Origin of the sequence: Haloarcula onubensis, from assembly GCF_031624605.1 — an archaeon.
Lineage (GTDB): Archaea > Halobacteriota > Halobacteria > Halobacteriales > Haloarculaceae > Haloarcula > Haloarcula onubensis.
The window spans coordinates 362,918-381,124 of record NZ_JAMQOS010000005.1 but is presented as its reverse complement, the minus strand read 5'-3'; the positions used below and the strand labels follow the sequence as shown (position 1 = coordinate 381,124).

General features: G+C 68.3%; 14 protein-coding genes. 8 read left to right on the top strand and 6 right to left on the bottom strand.

What is annotated here, in order from left to right; all coding sequences use genetic code 11:
* Positions 1 to 17: 17 nt before the first annotated feature.
* The 5 genes from NDI86_RS16520 to NDI86_RS16500 form a co-directional block, all read right to left on the bottom strand.
* Positions 18 to 767, bottom strand: a complete 750-nt coding sequence (locus tag NDI86_RS16520) for a metallophosphoesterase (RefSeq protein ID WP_310901545.1) — start codon at positions 765 to 767, stop codon at positions 18 to 20.
* 47 nt (positions 768 to 814) lie between these two features.
* Positions 815 to 2,503, bottom strand: a complete 1,689-nt coding sequence (locus tag NDI86_RS16515) for a hypothetical protein (RefSeq protein WP_310901544.1) — start codon at positions 2,501 to 2,503, stop codon at positions 815 to 817.
* Positions 2,500 to 3,777, bottom strand: coding sequence for a Single-stranded DNA binding protein (locus tag NDI86_RS16510; RefSeq protein WP_310901543.1), 1,278 nt, complete (start codon positions 3,775 to 3,777; stop codon positions 2,500 to 2,502). Before NDI86_RS16510 ends, NDI86_RS16515 begins: the two co-directional genes overlap by 4 nt.
* 137 nt (positions 3,778 to 3,914) lie before the next feature.
* On the bottom strand, positions 3,915 to 4,616 hold the full coding sequence (locus NDI86_RS16505; RefSeq protein ID WP_310901542.1) for a MinD/ParA family ATP-binding protein: 702 nt from the start codon (positions 4,614 to 4,616) through the stop codon (positions 3,915 to 3,917).
* A gap of 127 nt (positions 4,617 to 4,743) precedes the next feature.
* Positions 4,744 to 5,811, bottom strand: a complete 1,068-nt coding sequence (locus tag NDI86_RS16500) for a zinc-dependent alcohol dehydrogenase family protein (protein WP_310901541.1) — start codon at positions 5,809 to 5,811, stop codon at positions 4,744 to 4,746.
* Positions 5,812 to 6,046: 235 nt separating this feature from the next.
* Here NDI86_RS16500 and NDI86_RS16495 point away from each other — a divergent pair, with 235 nt between their 5' ends.
* The 4 genes from NDI86_RS16495 to NDI86_RS16480 are packed head-to-tail and all read left to right on the top strand — an operon-like array spanning position 6,047 to position 9,587.
* A complete protein-coding gene (locus tag NDI86_RS16495) occupies positions 6,047 to 7,573 on the top strand; it encodes an aldehyde dehydrogenase family protein (protein ID WP_310901540.1) in 1,527 nt (508 codons plus the stop codon).
* A gap of 4 nt (positions 7,574 to 7,577) precedes the next feature.
* Positions 7,578 to 7,934 carry a hypothetical protein gene (locus tag NDI86_RS16490; protein WP_310901539.1) on the top strand — a complete coding sequence of 119 codons (357 nt, stop codon included), beginning with the start codon at positions 7,578 to 7,580 and terminating at the stop codon, positions 7,932 to 7,934.
* 50 nt (positions 7,935 to 7,984) lie between these two features.
* Positions 7,985 to 8,644, top strand: coding sequence for an HAD family hydrolase (locus NDI86_RS16485; protein WP_310901538.1), 660 nt, complete (start codon positions 7,985 to 7,987; stop codon positions 8,642 to 8,644).
* A gap of 4 nt (positions 8,645 to 8,648) precedes the next feature.
* Positions 8,649 to 9,587 (top strand): phosphotransferase family protein, encoded by a 939-nt coding sequence (locus NDI86_RS16480; protein WP_310901537.1) that lies wholly within the window; start codon positions 8,649 to 8,651, stop codon positions 9,585 to 9,587.
* Between the two features lie 3 nt (positions 9,588 to 9,590).
* Here NDI86_RS16480 and NDI86_RS16475 read toward each other — a convergent pair whose 3' ends face one another.
* Positions 9,591 to 13,754, bottom strand: a complete 4,164-nt coding sequence (locus tag NDI86_RS16475) for a PAS domain S-box protein (protein WP_310901536.1) — start codon at positions 13,752 to 13,754, stop codon at positions 9,591 to 9,593.
* 279 nt (positions 13,755 to 14,033) lie between these two features.
* On the opposite strand from NDI86_RS16475, the gene NDI86_RS16470 reads away from it, so the two are divergent.
* From NDI86_RS16470 to NDI86_RS16455, 4 genes are all read left to right on the top strand, one after another.
* Positions 14,034 to 14,327, top strand: a complete 294-nt coding sequence (locus NDI86_RS16470) for a DUF7344 domain-containing protein (protein WP_310901535.1) — start codon at positions 14,034 to 14,036, stop codon at positions 14,325 to 14,327.
* Between the two features lie 269 nt (positions 14,328 to 14,596).
* Complete coding sequence (locus tag NDI86_RS16465; RefSeq protein ID WP_310901534.1) at positions 14,597 to 15,901, top strand: carboxylate--amine ligase; 1,305 nt, start codon at positions 14,597 to 14,599, stop codon at positions 15,899 to 15,901.
* A gap of 486 nt (positions 15,902 to 16,387) precedes the next feature.
* A complete protein-coding gene (locus NDI86_RS16460) occupies positions 16,388 to 16,705 on the top strand; it encodes an RPA12/RPB9/RPC11 RNA polymerase family protein (RefSeq protein ID WP_310901533.1) in 318 nt (105 codons plus the stop codon).
* Positions 16,706 to 17,094: 389 nt separating this feature from the next.
* The gene (locus NDI86_RS16455; protein WP_310901532.1) at positions 17,095 to 18,018 is read left to right on the top strand and encodes a DUF7351 domain-containing protein; all 924 of its coding nucleotides are present in this window, start codon (positions 17,095 to 17,097) and stop codon (positions 18,016 to 18,018) included.
* Positions 18,019 to 18,207 lie beyond the last annotated feature (189 nt).

Here is an 18,207-nt window from a genome sequence, read left to right as displayed (position 1 = left end):
GGCCGCGATTTTTCCTCTCAGACGTCCCGGTAGTCGCCCAACCGCGTCCCGTCGAGGAGGAACGCCTCCGCGTCGGCGAGCGCCGCGGGCAGAAACGGCGCGAGGAACTCCTGGCCGCGGACGTTGACCCACGTCCCGCCCGAGCGGTCGTTGAACGCCGGGAAGACGACGAGGTCCCCCGCGACGTCGAGCGGCCGGTCGTAGCGCTCCTCGAACGTATTACCCACGAGGGAACCGCGCAGCCAGGCCCGCTCTTTCCGGTTCCCGCCAACCTCGTCTTCCAGCCTGACGACGGGGTGTTCGTGGCCCACACAGACCACGGCCGATTCGAGGACCCGCGGGGCGGGCCAGGTGTGGCCGTGGGCGAACCCGACCTCGCCGATGGTCACCCCGTGGCCCGGCGTCACCGTCACCTCGGCGTCGACAGCGTCGAGGACCGGCTCCAGCTCCCCGTCGTGGTTACCTTTCACGAGGGTAACTGGAACGTCGACGGCCGAGAACAGCGCTTCTAGCTCCTCGCGTTCCGGTTCGAACGGCGCGCCGATAGCGTGACCGAGGTCGCCGACCACGACCAGTCGGTCGGCGCCGGTGCGGTCGAGCGCGGCCAGCAGTCGCGCCCGGCGCTCCCCGGCGGCCGACCGCAGTTCGACCCCGTCGTACCGCAGTCCGGCCTCGATGCCGGCGTGGTAGTCCGCGAGCGCGAGCAGTCGCTGGCCGTCAGTCTCGACCGTGGCCGCGGGGACGCCCGGAACGGGTTCGACACGCATCGCCCGCCCGTTGGCGACCGCGGGAGAAAAACGGCGCGACTCGCCGCTCAGATGGGTGTCAGCTTCCCGTCGTCGGGCTCGTAGCAGCGCCCGCCCATCAGCGCGTCCTGGATGGCGTCCTCGACTGCGGCCGGGTCCGCGCCGTGGGTCTCGACGACCGCGTCGACGACGGCCTCGCGGTCCGCCCCGCCGCCGTCGTTCAGGTCGGTCATCGCCGCCATCACCGCGTCTTCGAGGTCGACGTCCTCGTCCGGCCCGGAGTCGGTCGCGTCCGCCGTCTCCGCTGTGTCCGCTGTTGCCTCCTCGGCCGCGACCGACTGGGCCTCCGTCTCCGCGTCGGCCGCTTCGTTGGGGTCCATCGCCTCTGCCTCGGCCAGGTCCTCGGGGTCCGGCGTCTCGATGTCGGCCTCGCCGGCGTCGTCGACCTCCGTCCCGCTCTGGAAGTCGGTGCCGTACTCTGCCTCTATCTCCTCGCGTTCCTCCTCGTCGAGTTCGAACTCGGTGTCGAAGTCATCGACCGCTTCGTCGCCGTCGGTCGAACTGTCGAAATCGCCCAGCGTCCCCGAACTGCCTTCGTCGGCAGACATATCCGCCGAGACTGAGTCGGTCGTTTCTGGCGTCGATTCGGGCTCCGTCGTCGGCTCGACTGGTTCGTCGGATTCGGCCGACTGGCTCGCGGTCTCGGACGACGTTTCCGTCGAAGGTTCCGACTCGGCCGACGCGGCGCTGTCGGTCGGCTCGCCGGTCGCATCGGGTTCAGCTGTCGACGACGGCTCACCGTCGGTCGTCGACCCGGTCGTCTCGTTCTCCGGCGTCGCCGATTCGTCGGTGTCGACCGTCGCCGGCTCGGCGGCCTCTGTATCCGCCGTGGTCGGCTCGTCGACATCGGTCTCCGGCGTCGCTGTTTCCTCGGGTTCGGCGTCCGCCGTGGTCGGCTCGTCGACATCGGTCTCCGCCGGCTCCTCGCTCGACTCGGCCGAGGCCGCCTCGGCGGCGGCTTCGAGGGTCATCATCGCCAGGGCCGGGAGCGGCCCGTCCGACCCCTCACCGGGGTCTCGCGACAGCGACCCGGCTTCGTCGCGCTCGCCGGCGACGACGCGGGCGGCGTTGAGCGCGAGGTCCCGCACCGCCTGCAGGTAGTCGCCGGTGGTGTCGTAGTAGTCCAGTGCCAGCGTCGTGCCGGCGGCGTCGCTCTCGGTGACGCCGGCCGCGACCAGCGCGCTCCGCAGCGCGTCGCCCGAGAGGTCGGACTGCCTGGCGCTGGCCATCCGGCCGACGCGGGCGACGGTCTGCTCGGTGGCCTGGACCACCCAGCGGTCGCGCGTCTCGGCGTCGACCTCGCTGATGGACTCGGGCCGGACGGAGGTGAACACGCGGTCGCCGTCCTCGGGCTCGAAGGTCCGGGCCTTGCCCGTGACCGCGACGAACAGCGGCGGCGTCGCGGCCTCGAGGAAGGCCAGCGCCTCGGGCTGGTACTGGCCGGCGTAGACGACGAAGGGGCCGGTCGGGTCGACGATACGGGCGCGCAGCACCTCGTCGTTGACCTGCTCCAGTTCGGTGAGGACGCCGACGACGAACAGGCGGTTGACCCGCGCGCCCGTCGGGGTGACGACGTAGTTCGGGGCGCGTTCCTCGTCGGACTCCGAGTAGGAGAACTCGGCGTCGTCGAACTCGGCGGCGAAGATGCGGTGAGCGACCTCCCGCCGTCCCGGGCCGCTGTCGCCGGACTCGCTCATGCCTCGACCTCCGAGAGCAGGGCCTTCGCACGCTCGGCCGGGTCGGCCGTCGACTCGTCGAACTCGCTGGCGTTGAGATTGGCGCCGTACTCGTCGACCGACAGCGAGCCGCGGACGACGTACTCGCGGCCGACCACGCGCTCGGCGATGCGGTCCGCGACGACGGACTTGTCCATGGCGTCGCGGGCGTGCTCGCGGGCGTCGTCCAGGTCGCCGCCGTAGACGCGCTCGGTCAGTTCGTCGTCGAGGATGACCGTCACCGTCGCCGTCCCGTCGTCGAGGATGGCCTTCGTCCGCAGGTCGTCCTCGCCCTCGACGGCGCCGTGGGAGCGACACTGGCCGTTCTGGACGACGCGGCCACACTCCGGACAGCGCTCGATGAGCCCCGAGCCGTCGCGTATCTGGATGACGTTGCCGACGAGTTCGACGTCGAACTGGCCGCCGCTCTCGACGGCCTCGCCGATGGCCATCCGCGGGGCGTCGTCGGCGACGGCGACGGGTTCGGACAGCGGCGTGACCGTCGAGAACTCGGAGACGTTCACCGACGGCGCGCCGCGGAACTCCCGGACGAACGTCTCCTCGATGCGGACAGACGCCCCGGCCTCGATTTCGCCGTGGGGGTCCCAGTCGGTGAAGGGGAGCCGCCCGGTGGCGTCGCCCAGCACGCCGCTCAGGATCTCGGTCTCGCCGTCGCGGCCGTCGATGGTCTTGGTCTCACACTCCAGTACCTGCACCTCGACGGTGATACCGCGGTCGCCGGGTTCGAGGTCCCTGAGGGCGGCCTCGCCGCCGACCGGGGCGTCGACGTCGAGCGCCTCGTCGGCGACGCTGGCGTTCGTGCTCTCCCCGAGGTTGAGTTCGGGCTTACCGTCCCACTCGCGGACGCCGGCGTTGCCGAACTGGACGGTCTCGCCGGGTTCGAGGCCGCCGTCGAAGCCGTCCCACGCGGTGTAGGAGATGGTGCCCGTCTCGTCGGCGAGTTCCCCCTCGCGGATGACGTGTTCCTCGCCGTTGTACTGTATGGAGCGCCGACCCGACGTGAGCACCACCGCGGTGACGGTCACGTTCGAGTCGTCGGTCGTCACGTCGCCGATGGCCTTGCTGGCGGGGCCCGAACTGCCGCCACCGCCGTCGCCGTACTTCCGGCGGAGGCTCTGTTTGGCCTCGTCCATCGGGACCGAGTAGTTCACCAGGTTCTCCAGGTCGCGTCTGACCTCCTCTTTGTCTACGTCGAGGTCGGAGGCGAGTTCCTCGACATGGTCTTCGAGAGACATCGGTGGAGGGTTCGAGAGGGGCATGCAAAAGGGTTTGTGGCCGCGGGAGTCGTCGAATACGTCCGAGTGTTCGAAAGACCAAGGCCGGTATCAGTCACGGGAGGCACTCACCGCGGCAGTCGGTCTCCAGACCGGCGTCAACTCTCGTCCGCACCGATACCCTCCGCGAGGGCCTCGGCGACGCGACCGTACGCCGCGGCCCCCATCGAGTCGGGGGCGCGTCGGACGACTGGCTCGGTGCCGAACACCTCGGGTTCGTCGGGGACGGCAGCCAGCAGCCGCGTCTCCAGGCGGTCAGCGATGTCCCGCCCGGTCTCGTCGTCCGCGCGGGTGACGACGACGCCGGGGATGTGGCTGTCGACGTGTTCGGCCATCTCCTTGGTCCGCGTGGTGTCGGCGACGCCGTGTTCTTTCGCGGTCGTCGTCAGCACCACGTCGTCGGCCAGCCCGCAGGGGACCATCGTCGCGTGGGTGACGCCCGCGCCGGTGTCGAGCACGACCACGTCGAAGGCGGTCCGGAGTCGGTTACAGACGGTCTTGAGTCCGGCCGGGTCGGCGTCCGTGTAGCGGTCCAGCGAGGGGTCACCGTACACCGCGGCGACGTCGCCGCGCGTGTCGATGGCGGCTTCGAGCGGTTCGGCGTCGGCCAGCACGTCGTGTATCGTCGGTTCGTGACTCGTCCCCAACACGGTGTGCAGGTTGGGCATCGCCAAGTCCGTGTCCACGACGACGACGTCGAAGCCGGCGTCGGAGAGCGCGTACGCGGTGTTGACGGCCGTCGTAGTCTTGCCACAGCCGCCCTTTCCCCCGGCGATAGTGATGCAGTGCGCCCCTGTCATCTGTCAGTACCGTGGGGCAGGGACCGGAAAAAATGTATCTCTGTTCGATTGTCATCACGCCGCCCGCCGGCCGGTGAGAGCCGACCTACCGCCCGGTGACGCCGCCGTCGACTCGTCGCGGCCCGGCTCAGTTACTGAACTCGGTACAGACCGGGATGCCGAGCGTGTTGTACTCGCTCATTGCGGCCAGTTCGTCGGGCACCTCGTGGATGTCGACGGTCTTATCGACCAGCGCCGTCGGGTCGAGCTTGCTCGACTCTATCATGTCCAGCATCTCCGAGTACCGCGAGGGCTGGAGGCCGAGCGACCCCTTGAAGTCGATTTCCTTGGCGACGAACTCGTCGGTCGGCAACTCGACGTAGCCCGCCTCCTCGCTCGTGGTGAGGCCGATCTGGACGTGCGTGCCGCCCTTGCGCAGCGAGTTCACGGCGTTCTGGCAGGTCGTGGCGATGCCGAGCGCGTCGGCGGAGACGTCGGCACCGCCGTCGGTGATGTCGACGACCTCCTGGGCGGGGTCGTCGACCTCGCTCGCGTTGACCGTCGCCACGGCACCAAGCTCCTCGGCCTTTTCGAGTTTGTCGTCGGTCAGGTCGACGCCGATGACGTTGCCACCCAGCGCGTTCGCGATGTGGACCGCCGAGAGCCCGATACCGCCACAGCCGTGGATGACCACGTCGTCGCCAGCGCTGACGGGCGCGCGGTGGGCCATCGCGTGGAAGGAGGTCATGAACCGACAGCCACAGCCCGCGGCGGCCTCGGCGTCGATGTCCTCCGGTAGCGGCACCGCGTTCAGGTCGGCGTTGGGGATGTGGACCTCCTCGGCGAAGGCGCCCGGCGCCTCGTTCATGAACCCGAGGCCGACGTGGTTCTCGCAGATGTTCTCGCGGCCGTTGCGACAGAGGTCACACGACCCGCAGGCGAAGTTGAACGGGATGGCTACCTCCTGGCCCTCGTCGAGGTGTTCGACGTCGTCGCCGACCTCGACGATACGACCGGTGGGCTCGTGGCCCAGGATGTGGGGCGGGTCCGGCCGGTAGCCGAACCAGTCCCAGTCGCCCTGCCAGCAGTGCCAGTCCGACCGGCAGATGCCACAGCCGATTACCTCCGCGATGGCGCCGTGGGACTCGACCTCGGGCCGGTCGACTTCCTGTACGCTCAGCGGCTCTTGGAACGCCTCCAGTAGTACGGCTTGCATGACAACGGCTAGTAACGATTCCGCCGATATAATAGTCGGTGAACAATAATTATATAATCTCTCGGGTAGTATGGGGCCCGCGGATTTATTGGACCAGTTCTGTGACAATCCACCGGATATATCCTCTCAAACGACCCAGAACAACAATTTCGTTCGCACCGACATAAACGAAAGTTCGCAGTCATGTAAGAAATACGTAGTTTTTATATGTGTTTGCTGAATATCATTTATTGTCATGTCAGTAGACGACACATCACAGAGTCCGGCTGAGCGGAAATCGGCTATCAAGCAGCGCCACGAGCAGGCCGCAAACGAGGTGGTACCGGAGAACCGCCAGCTGTACATCGGCGGCGAGTGGGTGGCGAGCATCTCCGGAGAGACGTTCGAGACGACCGACCCGACCACCGGCGAGACGCTCGCCGAGGTCGCCGCCGGCCAGGCCGAGGACATCGACCGGGCCGTCGACGCCGCGTGGGACGCCTACGACGAGGTGTACAGCGGCTACTCGTCCGCCCAGCGCCAGGCGATGCTCGAAGCGATGGCCGACGTCGTCGAAGAGAACAAAGAGGAGTTCGCCCGGCTGGAATCGCTGGACAACGGGAAACCAATCACCGAGGCCCGCATCGACATGGGGCTGGTCGCCGACCACTTCCGCTACTTCGCGGGCATCGCCCGCTCGCACTCGGGGCGCACCGTCGACACCGACGACAGCCGCCACGTCCAGACCATCCAGGAACCGTACGGCGTCGTCGGGCAGATTATCCCGTGGAACTTCCCGCTGCTGATGGCGGCCTGGAAGCTCGGCCCCGCGCTCGCGGCCGGGAACTGCGTCGTCCTCAAACCCGCCGAGGAGACGCCGCTGACGATTCTGAAGCTGATGGAGGAGGCGGGCGACGTCGTCCCCGACGGCGTGGTCAACGTCGTCACCGGGTTCGGTCCCGACGCGGGCGAACCCCTCTCGAACCACGGGGGCATCCGCAAACTGGCCTTCACCGGCTCGACCGAAATCGGCAGCGAGGTGATGAAAAGCGCCGCCGACAACATCACCGACATCACGCTGGAACTGGGCGGCAAGAGTCCCCTCGTCGTCTTCCCCGACGCCGACCTCGACCAGGCCGTCCAGACGACCATCACGGCCATCTTCTTCAACACCGGGGAGTGTTGCTGTGCCGGCTCGCGGCTGTTCGTCCACGAGGCCATCAAAGACGAGTTCCTCGACCGCCTGGCCGACGCGGCCGACGACCTCACCGTCGACGACCCGCTGCTTGACTCGACGGACCTCGGGCCGAAGGTCACCGCCGAACAGGTCGAGCGAACGATGGAGTACATCGAGGAGGCGGAAGCCGAAGGGGCCGCCTTCGTCACCGGTGGGAGCCAGCCCGACGACGAGGCGCTCTCGGACGGCTGTTTCGTCGCGCCGACGCTCATCGACGACATCGACCACGACAGCAAGGCCGTCCAGGAGGAGATATTCGGGCCGGTCCAGGAGGTGTTCGAGTGGAGCGACTACGACGAGATGATAGAACTCGCGAACGACGTCGACTACGGCCTGGCCGCGGGCGTCCTCACGGAGGACCTCACGATGGCCCACGAGTGTGCGAAGGACATCGAGGCGGGCAACATCTGGGTCAACACGTACAACGACTTCCCGGCCGGCCAGCCCTTCGGCGGCTACAAGAAGTCCGGCATCGGCCGCGAGACCGCCCAGGAGGCCGTCGACCACTACACCCAGACCAAGACCGTCAACATCAGCCTGGACTGAGGCCGTGATTCCCTTCCCGCCGGTGGAGGGCGAACTCCGCGCCCAGCAGGTCTCGGTCGCCCCGGACGGGACCATCTACGTCGTCCCCTCGGGGATGCACGAGCGACTGCGGCGGGCCGTCGCGCCCGAGCGGACCGACAGCGACCCGAAGGTCGCCCTCGCCCTGGCGGGGTGGGTCTCGCTCCAGACCGACGGGATGACCGACCGCGTCAACGTCGACGCGCCCGACGACTACACCGACGCCGGGCCGATTCGGACGTTCGCGCGCGCTCACGACGCCGGGTCGGTGGCGGTGGCGCGCCATCCCAGCGGCGAGGTGCTGCGGTCGAACGAGCCGACGGCGTTCGAGTTCCGAGAGTAGCCGAGACCGCCGCGCCGCTTTTGGCGTTCGAATCCCTGGGTCGGGATACCGTGACGTTCGACGCCGTCATCTTCGACCTCGACGGGACGCTCGTGCAGCGAACGCAGGACACCGCGGCGCTGTACGACCGGGCCTTCGACCGGGTCGGCGTCGAGCCCTTCGCCGCGCCGCCGGAGCTGTGGGCGGTGCTCGACGGCCCGCCGGACCCCGCCGACGAGGTGGGCTACCTCGGCGCCGGGTTCGCCCGACTGGCCGCCCAGCACGGCCGCCGGGTCGACGCCATCGCGCTCGCCGAGGCCTTCGTCGCCGGGGTCGACAACGCGCAGGTCGCGTTCCGGGCGGAAGCCGCCGATGCGCTCGACGCCGCCCGCGAGGCCACAGCCACGGCCGTCCTCACGAACGGTCCCGAGGCCCGACAGGCCGAGAAGGTCGGCGCCGTCGGGCTGGCCGAGCGTGTCGACGCCGTCGTCTACGCGGGCGACATGCCCCGCCGGAAGCCCCACGCCGCCCCCTTCGAGGCGACGCTCTCGACGCTCGGGGTCCCGGCCGACCGGGCGCTGTACGTCGGCGACTCGCTTGCCTACGACGTGGCCGGCGCCCACAACGCCGGCCTCGCGGCCGCCTACCTCGACGACGGTGACGGCCCCGACCCCTACAGCCCCGAGTACGTACTCGACTCGCTCGCCGACCTCCCCGCGGTGCTGGAGTGACGGCGTGGACACGGCTCTCGCCAGCGCCGTCGTCGGGACGCACTTCCCGGGGCGAGCGGTCGCCTCGGTCGACCCGCTGTCGGCCGGGAAGCGCCCGACGGCCGTCGTCCGCTTCCGGGCACACCCGGCCGTTGTCGTCCAGTTCTCGGCCGACGGCGAGCGGGTCCGGACCGAGGCGGCCCTGGTCGCGGCGGTGCGCGAGCGGACGACGGTCCCGGCCCCGGCCGTCCTGGCTACCGGGACCCGCGAGGGACGGGGCTACGCCGTCAGCGAGTATCGGCGAGGGGCGGACCTCCACACCTCCTTCGCCGACAGCGCCCCGCCCGTGCGGCGCTCGCTCGCCGAGCAGTTCGGTCGCTACCTCGGCGAACTCCACGCCGCGTTCCCGTTCGAGGGCTGTGGGCGACTCGTCCGGGCGCCCGACGGCGACCCGAACGCCCTCGTCGCGTCCGCGCCCGACTGCCACCGCTGGCTGGTGTCGTACGGGCGCCGCGCCGTCGACCGACTGCCCGCCGCGTTCGACCCGCTGCGGGACCGACTCCGGGACTGTCTCGACGCCGCGGCCCCCGCGGCCCCGACCCCGCGGCTCTTCCCGTGGGACCTGCGGCCGGGCAACGCGCTCGCGGCCGACGGCGCGGTGAGGGCCGTCGTCGACTGGGAGCGGCCGATGACGGCCCCGCCGGCGCTGGCGCTGGCCAAACTGGCCTACCTCGTCGCCGACTGGTACGTCCCGGAACCGGCGCCGCTCCGGCGCGCCGTCCGCCGGGGGTACGAGGCGGTCAGGCCGGTGCCGACGGTGGCGCCCGTCCATCGCGTCGTCGCCGTCGCCGACAGCGCCGTCGACTCGCGGGCGACGGTCACCAACCCGGGGTATCCGCCGCGAGAACGGGACGCCGCCGTCGCCTTCCACCGCGCGTCGCTGTCGGCGGCGTTACCCGACTAGCGGTCAGTCGGCCGAGGAGAACACGCGGTCGAAGACCTGTCGCTCGGCCTTCCGGATGTGCTGGTGGAAGGTCGGCGGGGCGACGCCGAGCGAGTCGGCGACGGCCTCGCCCGCGGCGGCCCGCGGCCACTCGAAGAACCCGGCGTAGTAGGCCGTCTCCAGCACGGTCCGCTGCCGGTCCGTGAGGTCGGCGAGGAAGTCACCGCTCGCCGCGCCGTCCGTGCCACGTTTCGACAACTGGCGGCGCTTCAGGAGCGTCGCGTCCGGATACGCGTCCATGACGGTCTCTATCGCCCGCCCGATGTCCGCAGTGGGCGAGAGATGGACCACGAGGCGGTAGTCGCCGTCCTCGATGACGGCCTCCTCGACCGACCCGCCCAGCGAGGCGATGACCGACAGCACCGGCGGTTCGGTGACGGTGAGTTCGAACCGCTCGCCGTCGTCCCGGAAGGTCACGCTGTCGTAGAAGGGGACCTCCTCGGCCATGGCTTCGACGACGCCGGTGGCGTCCGGGGTCGCCCGACCGAACAGGACGTACTCGTCGTCTTCGACCGAGACAACGTGTTCGAGTTCGACGCGTCCCTCGACCGCCTCGTCGATGCCCAGCGACGCCATGACGTCATCGATATGGAAGGCCAGTTCGACCACTTCGTCCGACAGTAGCGCCTGCTTGCGGTCCACCGCGGCGATGGCGTGCCCGACGATTTCGCCGAGCTGGCTCACCATCTCGCGTTCGGCGGCCTGGAAGGCGTTCTGTCGGTCGGAGTAGACGTTCAGAACGCCATAAACCGTGTCCTCGTGGACGATGGGGATGGCCGCCGAGGACCGGTAGCCGTACTCGCTGGCGTGGTCATGCCACGGCTCGTACCTGGGGGCGGTCTGGGCGTGGTCGGTCGTCTGGACATCGCCGGTGCGGAAGGCCCGCCCCGTCGGTCCCTCACTGTGTTCGTCGTCAGGGTCCACGGAGATGGTGACGTCGTCGAGATACCCCTCGACGCCGGCCTCTTCGCGGAGCCGGACCGTCTGGGTAGTCGCGTCCGCGTCGCCGACCCAGGCGAACAGATACGAGTCCGCGTCCGCCAGGAGTTCACAGACGGTCCGTTCTATCTCCTCGCGGGTCGACTGCTCGATGACCGCCTCGGTTATCTCGCGGAGGACCCGGTTGAGGTTGTTCAGCGCGGTGAGTTGCTCGCGCTGGCGCGTGAGTTCGCGCTCGCGCTCGACGCGGGCGGAGATGTCCCTGGCGACGCCACACCGCCCGGCGAGGTCGCGGTGGCTGTACGGACTGAAATGCCCCTCGACGGGCACCGACTCGCCGCTCGCCGTCTGCAGCTCGAGTTCCAGAGTCGCCGTCGTCCGGTCGCCCGCCGTGACTTCCCGCGCTAGCTCGTTGGCCCGCCGGTTCAACGCCTCGCTGTTGACGAGCGTCGGGTGAGCGCCGAGAAGCTCCTCGCGGTCGTACTCCACGAGGTCACAGAACGCCTCGTTGACCAGGACGAACCGGTCGTCCTCGTCGAGCGCGTAGACGCCGTCGGGGACCGTCTCGACTATCGTCGCGTACAGTTCGAGGTCGCGCTCGCGCTCGATGCGGTCGGTGATGTCGCGGATGACGCCCGCGCGGCGCCGCTCGCCGTTCACCTCGAACGTCCGGAACCGGCTCTCGACCGTTATCGTTTCGTCCGTCGCGGTCTCGACCGCTTCCTCGAAGACCGCCACGTCGTCCTCGCCGCGGTCTATCGACCGCAGGGCGGTAGCTTCGAGCTGCTCGAAGTCGTCGCCGAAGACGAGCGAGGCGTGACTGCCAAGCAGCCTTGCACGGGAGAACTGCGTCATCTCGACGAACGCCTCGTTGACGTGGTGGAACGTCCCGTCCTCGTCGAGGACGTAGATGCCGTCGCCCACGGTCTCGACGATTCGCTCGTACTGTTCGAGGTCGCGCTCACGGGCCTTCCGACGGGTGACGTCACGGAAATACACCGACAGCCCGGTGTCGGACGGGTAGACCGTCACCTCGAACCACCGTTCGAGCGGTGGGTAGTACTCCTCGAACGTGGTGCTCTCCTGGTCGGCCAGCGCCCGCTCGTATTTTTGCTTGAACGCCGTATCGACGGCTTCGGGGAACGCCTCCCAGAGGTTTCGACCGAGGAGCTCTCCGGCCGGTCGCTCGAGCAGCGTCGCCGCCCGGTCGTTGACGTGGGTGATGCGCCAGTCGTCGTCGATGGCGAAGAAGCCGTCGTCGATACGGCCCAACACCTCTTCGAGTTCCGCCTCGATATCGTCGCGCTGGCGTTCGAGCCGGCTGGCCCGCTCCTTGAGCCGGGTGATGTCCTGGGCGGAGACGACGACCTGGTCGAGCGCCCCGTCCGCATCCGTCAACGGCACCGCGTTCATCGCGAGCCACGCGGTCGACCCGTCGGGCCGCTCCAGGCGGACCTCCTCCTCGGTGACTGACTCGCCCGTTTCGAGGACCCGTCCGACCGGCTGGAGGTCGTAGGGGATGGGGGCGCCGTCGGGCCCGTACAGCTGCCAGTCGTCCGCGCTGAACCCCGCTGTCTGCTCGGTCGAGAGGCCGAGCGTCTCCGCGAGGCGCTCGTTGGCCCGCAGTAGCTCCCGGTCCGTGTCGAAGAGGGCCAGTCCGGTCGGTGCCGTCTCGAAGACGCGGTCCAGGAGTTCGTGCTGGCGGTCCAGTCGCTGCTCGGCCCGCCGGCGGGCGACCACGGTCCCGAGTTCGGTCGCCACGGAGGAGACGAGGTCGACGAGGCGCTCGTCGCGCTGGCGACGGTCACGCATGAGAAAGGTCAGCACGGCGACGACCTCGCCGTCGGCGACCACGGGGACGCCCAACGACGACCGGAGGTCGGCATCCAGGGCCGCGTCCCGCCTGCAAAACTCGCCGTCCGAGTCGTCGGAGAGGTCGGCGGCCCACTCGCTCGTCCCCGACGCGTACACCCGGCCGGGGAGCCCCTCGCCGGGGTCGAACCGGTAGTCGCCGGAGAACGCCGCGAAGTCGGCCAGTTCGTCGACGTGGTAGTCCGCCTCCGCCCGCCTGAGGTCGCCCTCGTCGGTCGGGACCCAGGCCTCGGCGTACTCCCACTCGGTCACCGCACAGATGTCCCCCAGCGCCGCTTGGAGCCCCGACTCCAGGGAATCGGCGCCGGCCAGCGAGTTGATGGTGTCGGTCAGGAGTTCCCGCTCGGCCTCGTCGCGTCTCGACGCCGTCATGTCGCGGGTCACCTTCGCGAACCCCTGGAGGTCGCCGTCGGCGTCGCGGATGGCGGTTATCCTGACGTCCGCCCAGAACCGGGTCCCGTCGGCGCGGACCCGCCACCCCTCAGCCGACACCCCGCCCGACTCGCGGGCCGCGGCGAGGTTCGCCTCGGGCACACCGGCCTCGCGGTCGGCGTCCGTGTAGAACGTCGAGAAGTGTTCCCCGAGGATGTCCGACGCCTCGTACCCCTTGATGGCCGCCGAGCCGGGGTTCCACGTCCGGACGTGGCCGTCGGTGTCGAGCGTGAAGATGGCGTACTCCTCGACGGCGTCGACGAGCGATTCGAACTCGGCGCGCCGGTCGACGGGCGCGTCCGCGTCGCGGTCGGTGACCGGCGCGTACCGGTGGACCCGGCCCCCGGCGAGTGCGCCCTCGTGAATCCGCCGGCAGGTGTGTTCGAGCCACCGCGCCTCGCCGTCCGCTCCCGGGTCGACCCGGCACTCGAGGGCCGTCCCGTCGGCGTGTGCGTCGCCAAACGCCGCCGCGTCCTCGACGGCCGCCGCGAGCGGGCCCTCGACGAGCGCAGCGGCGCCCCTGCCGACCAGGTCGGCGTCCTCCAGCCCGAACGACCGCCTGAACGCGTCGTTGGCCCACGTCACGCGGTCGTCGGCGTCGACGACCAGGACGCCGGTGTCCCCGCAGTCGGCGACACCGTCGAGCAACGCTCGCGTCGCCGTTGCGTCGACCGCCGTCGGCGGCCGCCACCAGATACGGGCGCTGGCACCGACCTTCTTCGTCGCCAACCGGTCCGTCTCGGCCAGCCGTTCGAGACGGGCGTAGGCGGTCCGCCGACCGAGGTCGAGGTCCGCCGCCACCTCCGGCGTCGTCCGCGGCTCGCCGCCGGCCTCGAAGACGGAGAGCGTCTCGCCCAGTTCCGCAGTCAGTGTAGAGGCGTCCATACGAGACGGGTGACAGGGAACACGTATTACGTTTCCGCCGGTGGAAACAGATAGCCCGGTTTCCGACGAGACGGCAGTCGGCCGGAGAGTAAGTTCGACGTTTCGAACAGTCTCTCCTGTTGAACGATACTGCTCGAGCAGCGCCCGAGCTGAACCTAATCTATTCTAGTACAGAGTTAGATGTGTGCCGAGCGTCCGATTCAGACAGCGGCACCGAACTGCCGATACTCCGGGTCAATCATGTCGAACACTAACAAACCTACGCCGCAGTCGGTATCTGTGGCCACACTGGACGAAAGCGAACGTTACCGGATTCTGTCTGACGAGCGACGTCGGCTGGTCCTCGAAATCCTCGCCGAGCGAACCACCGGGATAGGGCTCGACGACCTCGCGCAGGCAGTTACCACGCGCCAGACGACCGGGACCGACGTCGGTCCCGGCACAGTGGACCGCGTGCGAATCGCGCTGCACCACAAGCACCTGCCGATGCTCGACGAGAGCGGCGTGCTCTCCTACGAGAGCGAGGTCCGCCAGGTCGAACAGCCCCGTGTAGCGAGCGAGCGCCACGCGTGACCGACGTGTCGTCCCTCGCCGGGGCGTGAGCGGCGGACTCGTGTCCGCGTCTCCCGTGTTGGGTCGGGAGACCGTCCGCGGACACGCGCCGGCCGGCGCCCACGTCGTCGACTGGCTGACGGGTACTGGCGCGCCCCGACGGCGAGAGCGGCCGGACGTCGGGGACCGCTCGCCCGGAGAAAGCCGGGCTGACGACGCGGAAAGCCGCCCTTGCCGACCGTCGGCCGGACGGTAACAATCCATCTTCGGGACGAGGTGTCAGGCCCCCGATGACCGACCTCGACCCCACCGCGTGGCGGACGCTCGTACTCGACGCCGACAGCCAGGCCGGCCTCTGTGTGGTCCGCTCGCTCGGCAAGCGCGGCGTCCCCGTGACCGCCGCGAGCGACAGCCGCCGCTCTCTCGGGGCGCTCTCGACGTACGCCGAGGACGCCGTCGTCCACCAGCCGCCCGCGACGGCACCGGCGGCGTTCATCGACGAGCTGGTCGGTGTCCTCGAGGACGGCGACTACTTCGCCGTCATCCCCGTCAACGACGCGACGACCAACGTGGTCTCGCGGGCGAAGGCCCGCCTCGAAGCGACCGGGACGACCGTCGGCGTCCCCGGGTGGGACCGGGCGAAACTGGCCTACGACAAGGCACGGACCTTCGATATTGCCGCGTCGCTGTCGGTCCCGACGCCGGAGACTCACGCCCCCGAGGGCCTCGACGACGTGGAACGACTGGCCGACGACGTCGACTACCCCGTCGTCGTCAAATCCCGCAGCAAGTACGTGCGCGATGCGGCGGGGCGACTGCGCCTGCACCGCGTCGGCGACGACAGCTACGCCGACGGTCCGGACGCGCTGGTCGCGACCTACCGCGACGTGCTGGCGACGAACGACCACCTGAACAGCTTCCCGCCGCTCGTCCAGGGGTACGTCCCCGGCGAGACGACCACCACCGTCGGCCTCGCCGACGACGGCGACCTGCTGGCCTGGTTCCAGGAGCGCCGGCTCCGAACCACCCCCCACAGCGGCGGCAACTCGACTGTCATCACCGGGATGCGCGACCAGCGGATGCGCGACTACGCCGCCGAGGTCGTCGACGCGCTGGAGTGGACCGGCCCGCTCCAGATCGAGTTCATGCACACCCCGGACGACGAGTACTACCTCATCGAGGTGAACGGCCGCTACTGGGGGTCGGTCCCGCTCGCCGTCGACTCGGGCGTCGACGTCCCGTGGCTCCACCTCTGTCAACTGGCCGGGTACACGCCGACGAACCCGCCGGTCTACCGCGAGGACGTGGTTCACCAGCGGCTGCTGTACGGCGATATCAAGTGGCTCGGCGAGCGGCTACTGGACGGCCACCCCTCGGCGATTCCGGCCTTCCTCGCTGCCTTTGGCTACGCGCGACCGGTGTTCCTGCGACCCGAGGACCCGCTGCCCAGCGTCGCCGCACCGCTCTACTGGGCCGGACAGCGGGCGAAGAAAGTGTGGGAGAAGGCGCGGGACGCCTGGGTATCGGAGTCAGCAGCGTCAACGGAAGGCGATGTGGAGACTGACGTGGCCGCTCCTGTCGAGGAAATACGCTGACTCGCGGGCTCGACTCCGGCGCTCGTCATGAACGTGGGCGGTACTCGACAGGAAACGTGACGAAGATCGGCCCGCTGAGGCGGGTACAGAGCGGTCTGCTGGTTCCCACGGCACACTACGCGTGTGAGGGTCAGAGGCCCGAATTTTCATGTCGTCTCTGTGTGACTCTGTACCAGTGTACCGGTTTCGGAAAGCACGGTATATCGTTGCGTTATGTGTCGTAGTAGTCACTGGACTCGGCTTGGCCACCCAGGTTGGCGAGGTATCTGTTCGGGGTCTTGCCTCTCGGTATCTTCTGTTGACGGCGATGCTGGGTCTGTTGGGTTTCGTCTGTTGGTTCGACACGAAAGTGGCTCCGCAGTTAGCGCCCGGATGCGACCCCCGAGACCACCTTTTGGCCGAGTCAGTCACACGAGTAGTTGCCCGAGATTCGCGACGAATCGGAGATTGACACATATATCCGACAACCGTGTATCCCTACGTTGTATGCAATTCTGTGACGAGTGTGGTTCTCTGATGCACACGGAGGGTGACACGTGGCTGTGTCGCTCCTGTGAGAACGAGGAATCGCGGGACTCGCAAGCGGAAGCGGCGATGGCGATACAGGACGGACAGCGGGACGACGGGGCACCCGACGTGGCCGATGCGACCCGGGGTACCACCGAGACGATGCAGGAGCCCTGCCCGGCGGACGGCTGCGACAGCGAGCGGGCCCACTACGAGATGATGCCGAAGCCGGGCGGCTCCTACGAGGTTCGGCTGTTCACCTGCGTCGAGTGTGGCCACAAGTGGCGCGAGTCCTGACTTCCCGGTACCCCGACCCACTCGAGGCGCACGCTGACCGAGCAGGGCGTTCGCGCGACAGCCACTGCGACGGAGCGTCCAGTACCGGCCTTCTTCGAGAGGGTCGTGGTCGTCGTGCAGGTGGAACGAACCGGTCTAACGACGTTGGCCGGCACCAGGCCGTGGTCTCCGCCAGTTCCAGTAGCATCTATCTCGTTGGTCGCTACTGTTGTGAGCACGCCTGCGGAGAAAGACACTCGGTAGCTGTTGACCCCGACACGTTCGGCCGTCAACGGCGGTGTGGTATGCACGCCGAACGTCGTCGAACGACTGTCCAGCAGTTCACGGAGGCGTGTCACCCTCGACCGGGGTTTCAATATCCTGTTGTCTAGAAGTAGAGACCGAAGACAATGTCTGAGCGTCGTTCGGCTACGGATATCTTTCGCCTTCTTGCTGATGACACCCGGGTCAGTATCCTTCGAGCTGTCGCTGTCGCCCAGTTCGAACTTGAGGGGGCCGGGGCGGGAGCCGCCGAACTCGCGTTTTCGGAGGTGTACGAACACGTAGACGTGGAGAATACATCGAAGCTGTCGTACCATCTCGGCGAACTCACCGGGACGTATCTACGCAAAACCGATGACGGCTACTCGCTTTCACACGCTGGAGAGCGCATCGTCCGCTTCATCCTGTCGGAGAACTACGAGCGACCGGAGTCGTTCGGCCCTGAACCGGTCGGTGGGGTATGTGTCTTCTGTGGCGAGGAGACACTGGAAGCGAGTCTTTCCCAGCAGTTTTTCCGTATCGACTGTACCGCCTGTGAGCAACAGGTTACGGGACAGCCGATTACGCCGGCACAGATCAGGACGCGGGACGGCGACTCGCTCGTACAGAGCGTCAAGTTACGCAGTGCGGAGGACGCCAGGCAGATTCGGCGGGGGATGTGTCCAGAGTGCGGAGCGCATCTGTCGGCCGACGTCGTTGCGGTTCCCGAAAGTCCACTGCCCGATGCAGATTCACTCGTAGTGACGAGCACCTGTGAGGAGTGTCTTCGAGAGTACAACAGTCCGTTGACCTACAGTGTCGTCTATCATCCGGCGTCGGTTGCCTTCCACTGGGAGCGTGGAATCGACGTGACGAGGCGAGGTATCTGGGAGTTTCACGAACGTGTCTACGAGGGCCGGTGGACATCCGAACAGACGGCATCTGAGCCCGACGAGTACAAGGTCGTATTGCGGCACGGAGACGATGCAGTTCGGCTCTATCTCGATTCGACTGCGACGGTGATGCGGACAGAGCGCGTGCGAGGCGAGAGCGGTGAGTTTCGGAATTCCTGACAGAACTATTACAAAATCGCCGTTGAACAGACGGCAACGTTTGGCGAGCAGTTCGCTGAATATCGGTGTCGAGATAGCCAAATCGGCTGTTCTACTCAACGGTGGTTTTGTAACGGATTCGATAAATTGTCAAATTTCCGATGCTTTTATCGGTGTTGCCGGCCCGACCCATACTCGCAGTCGACGGAG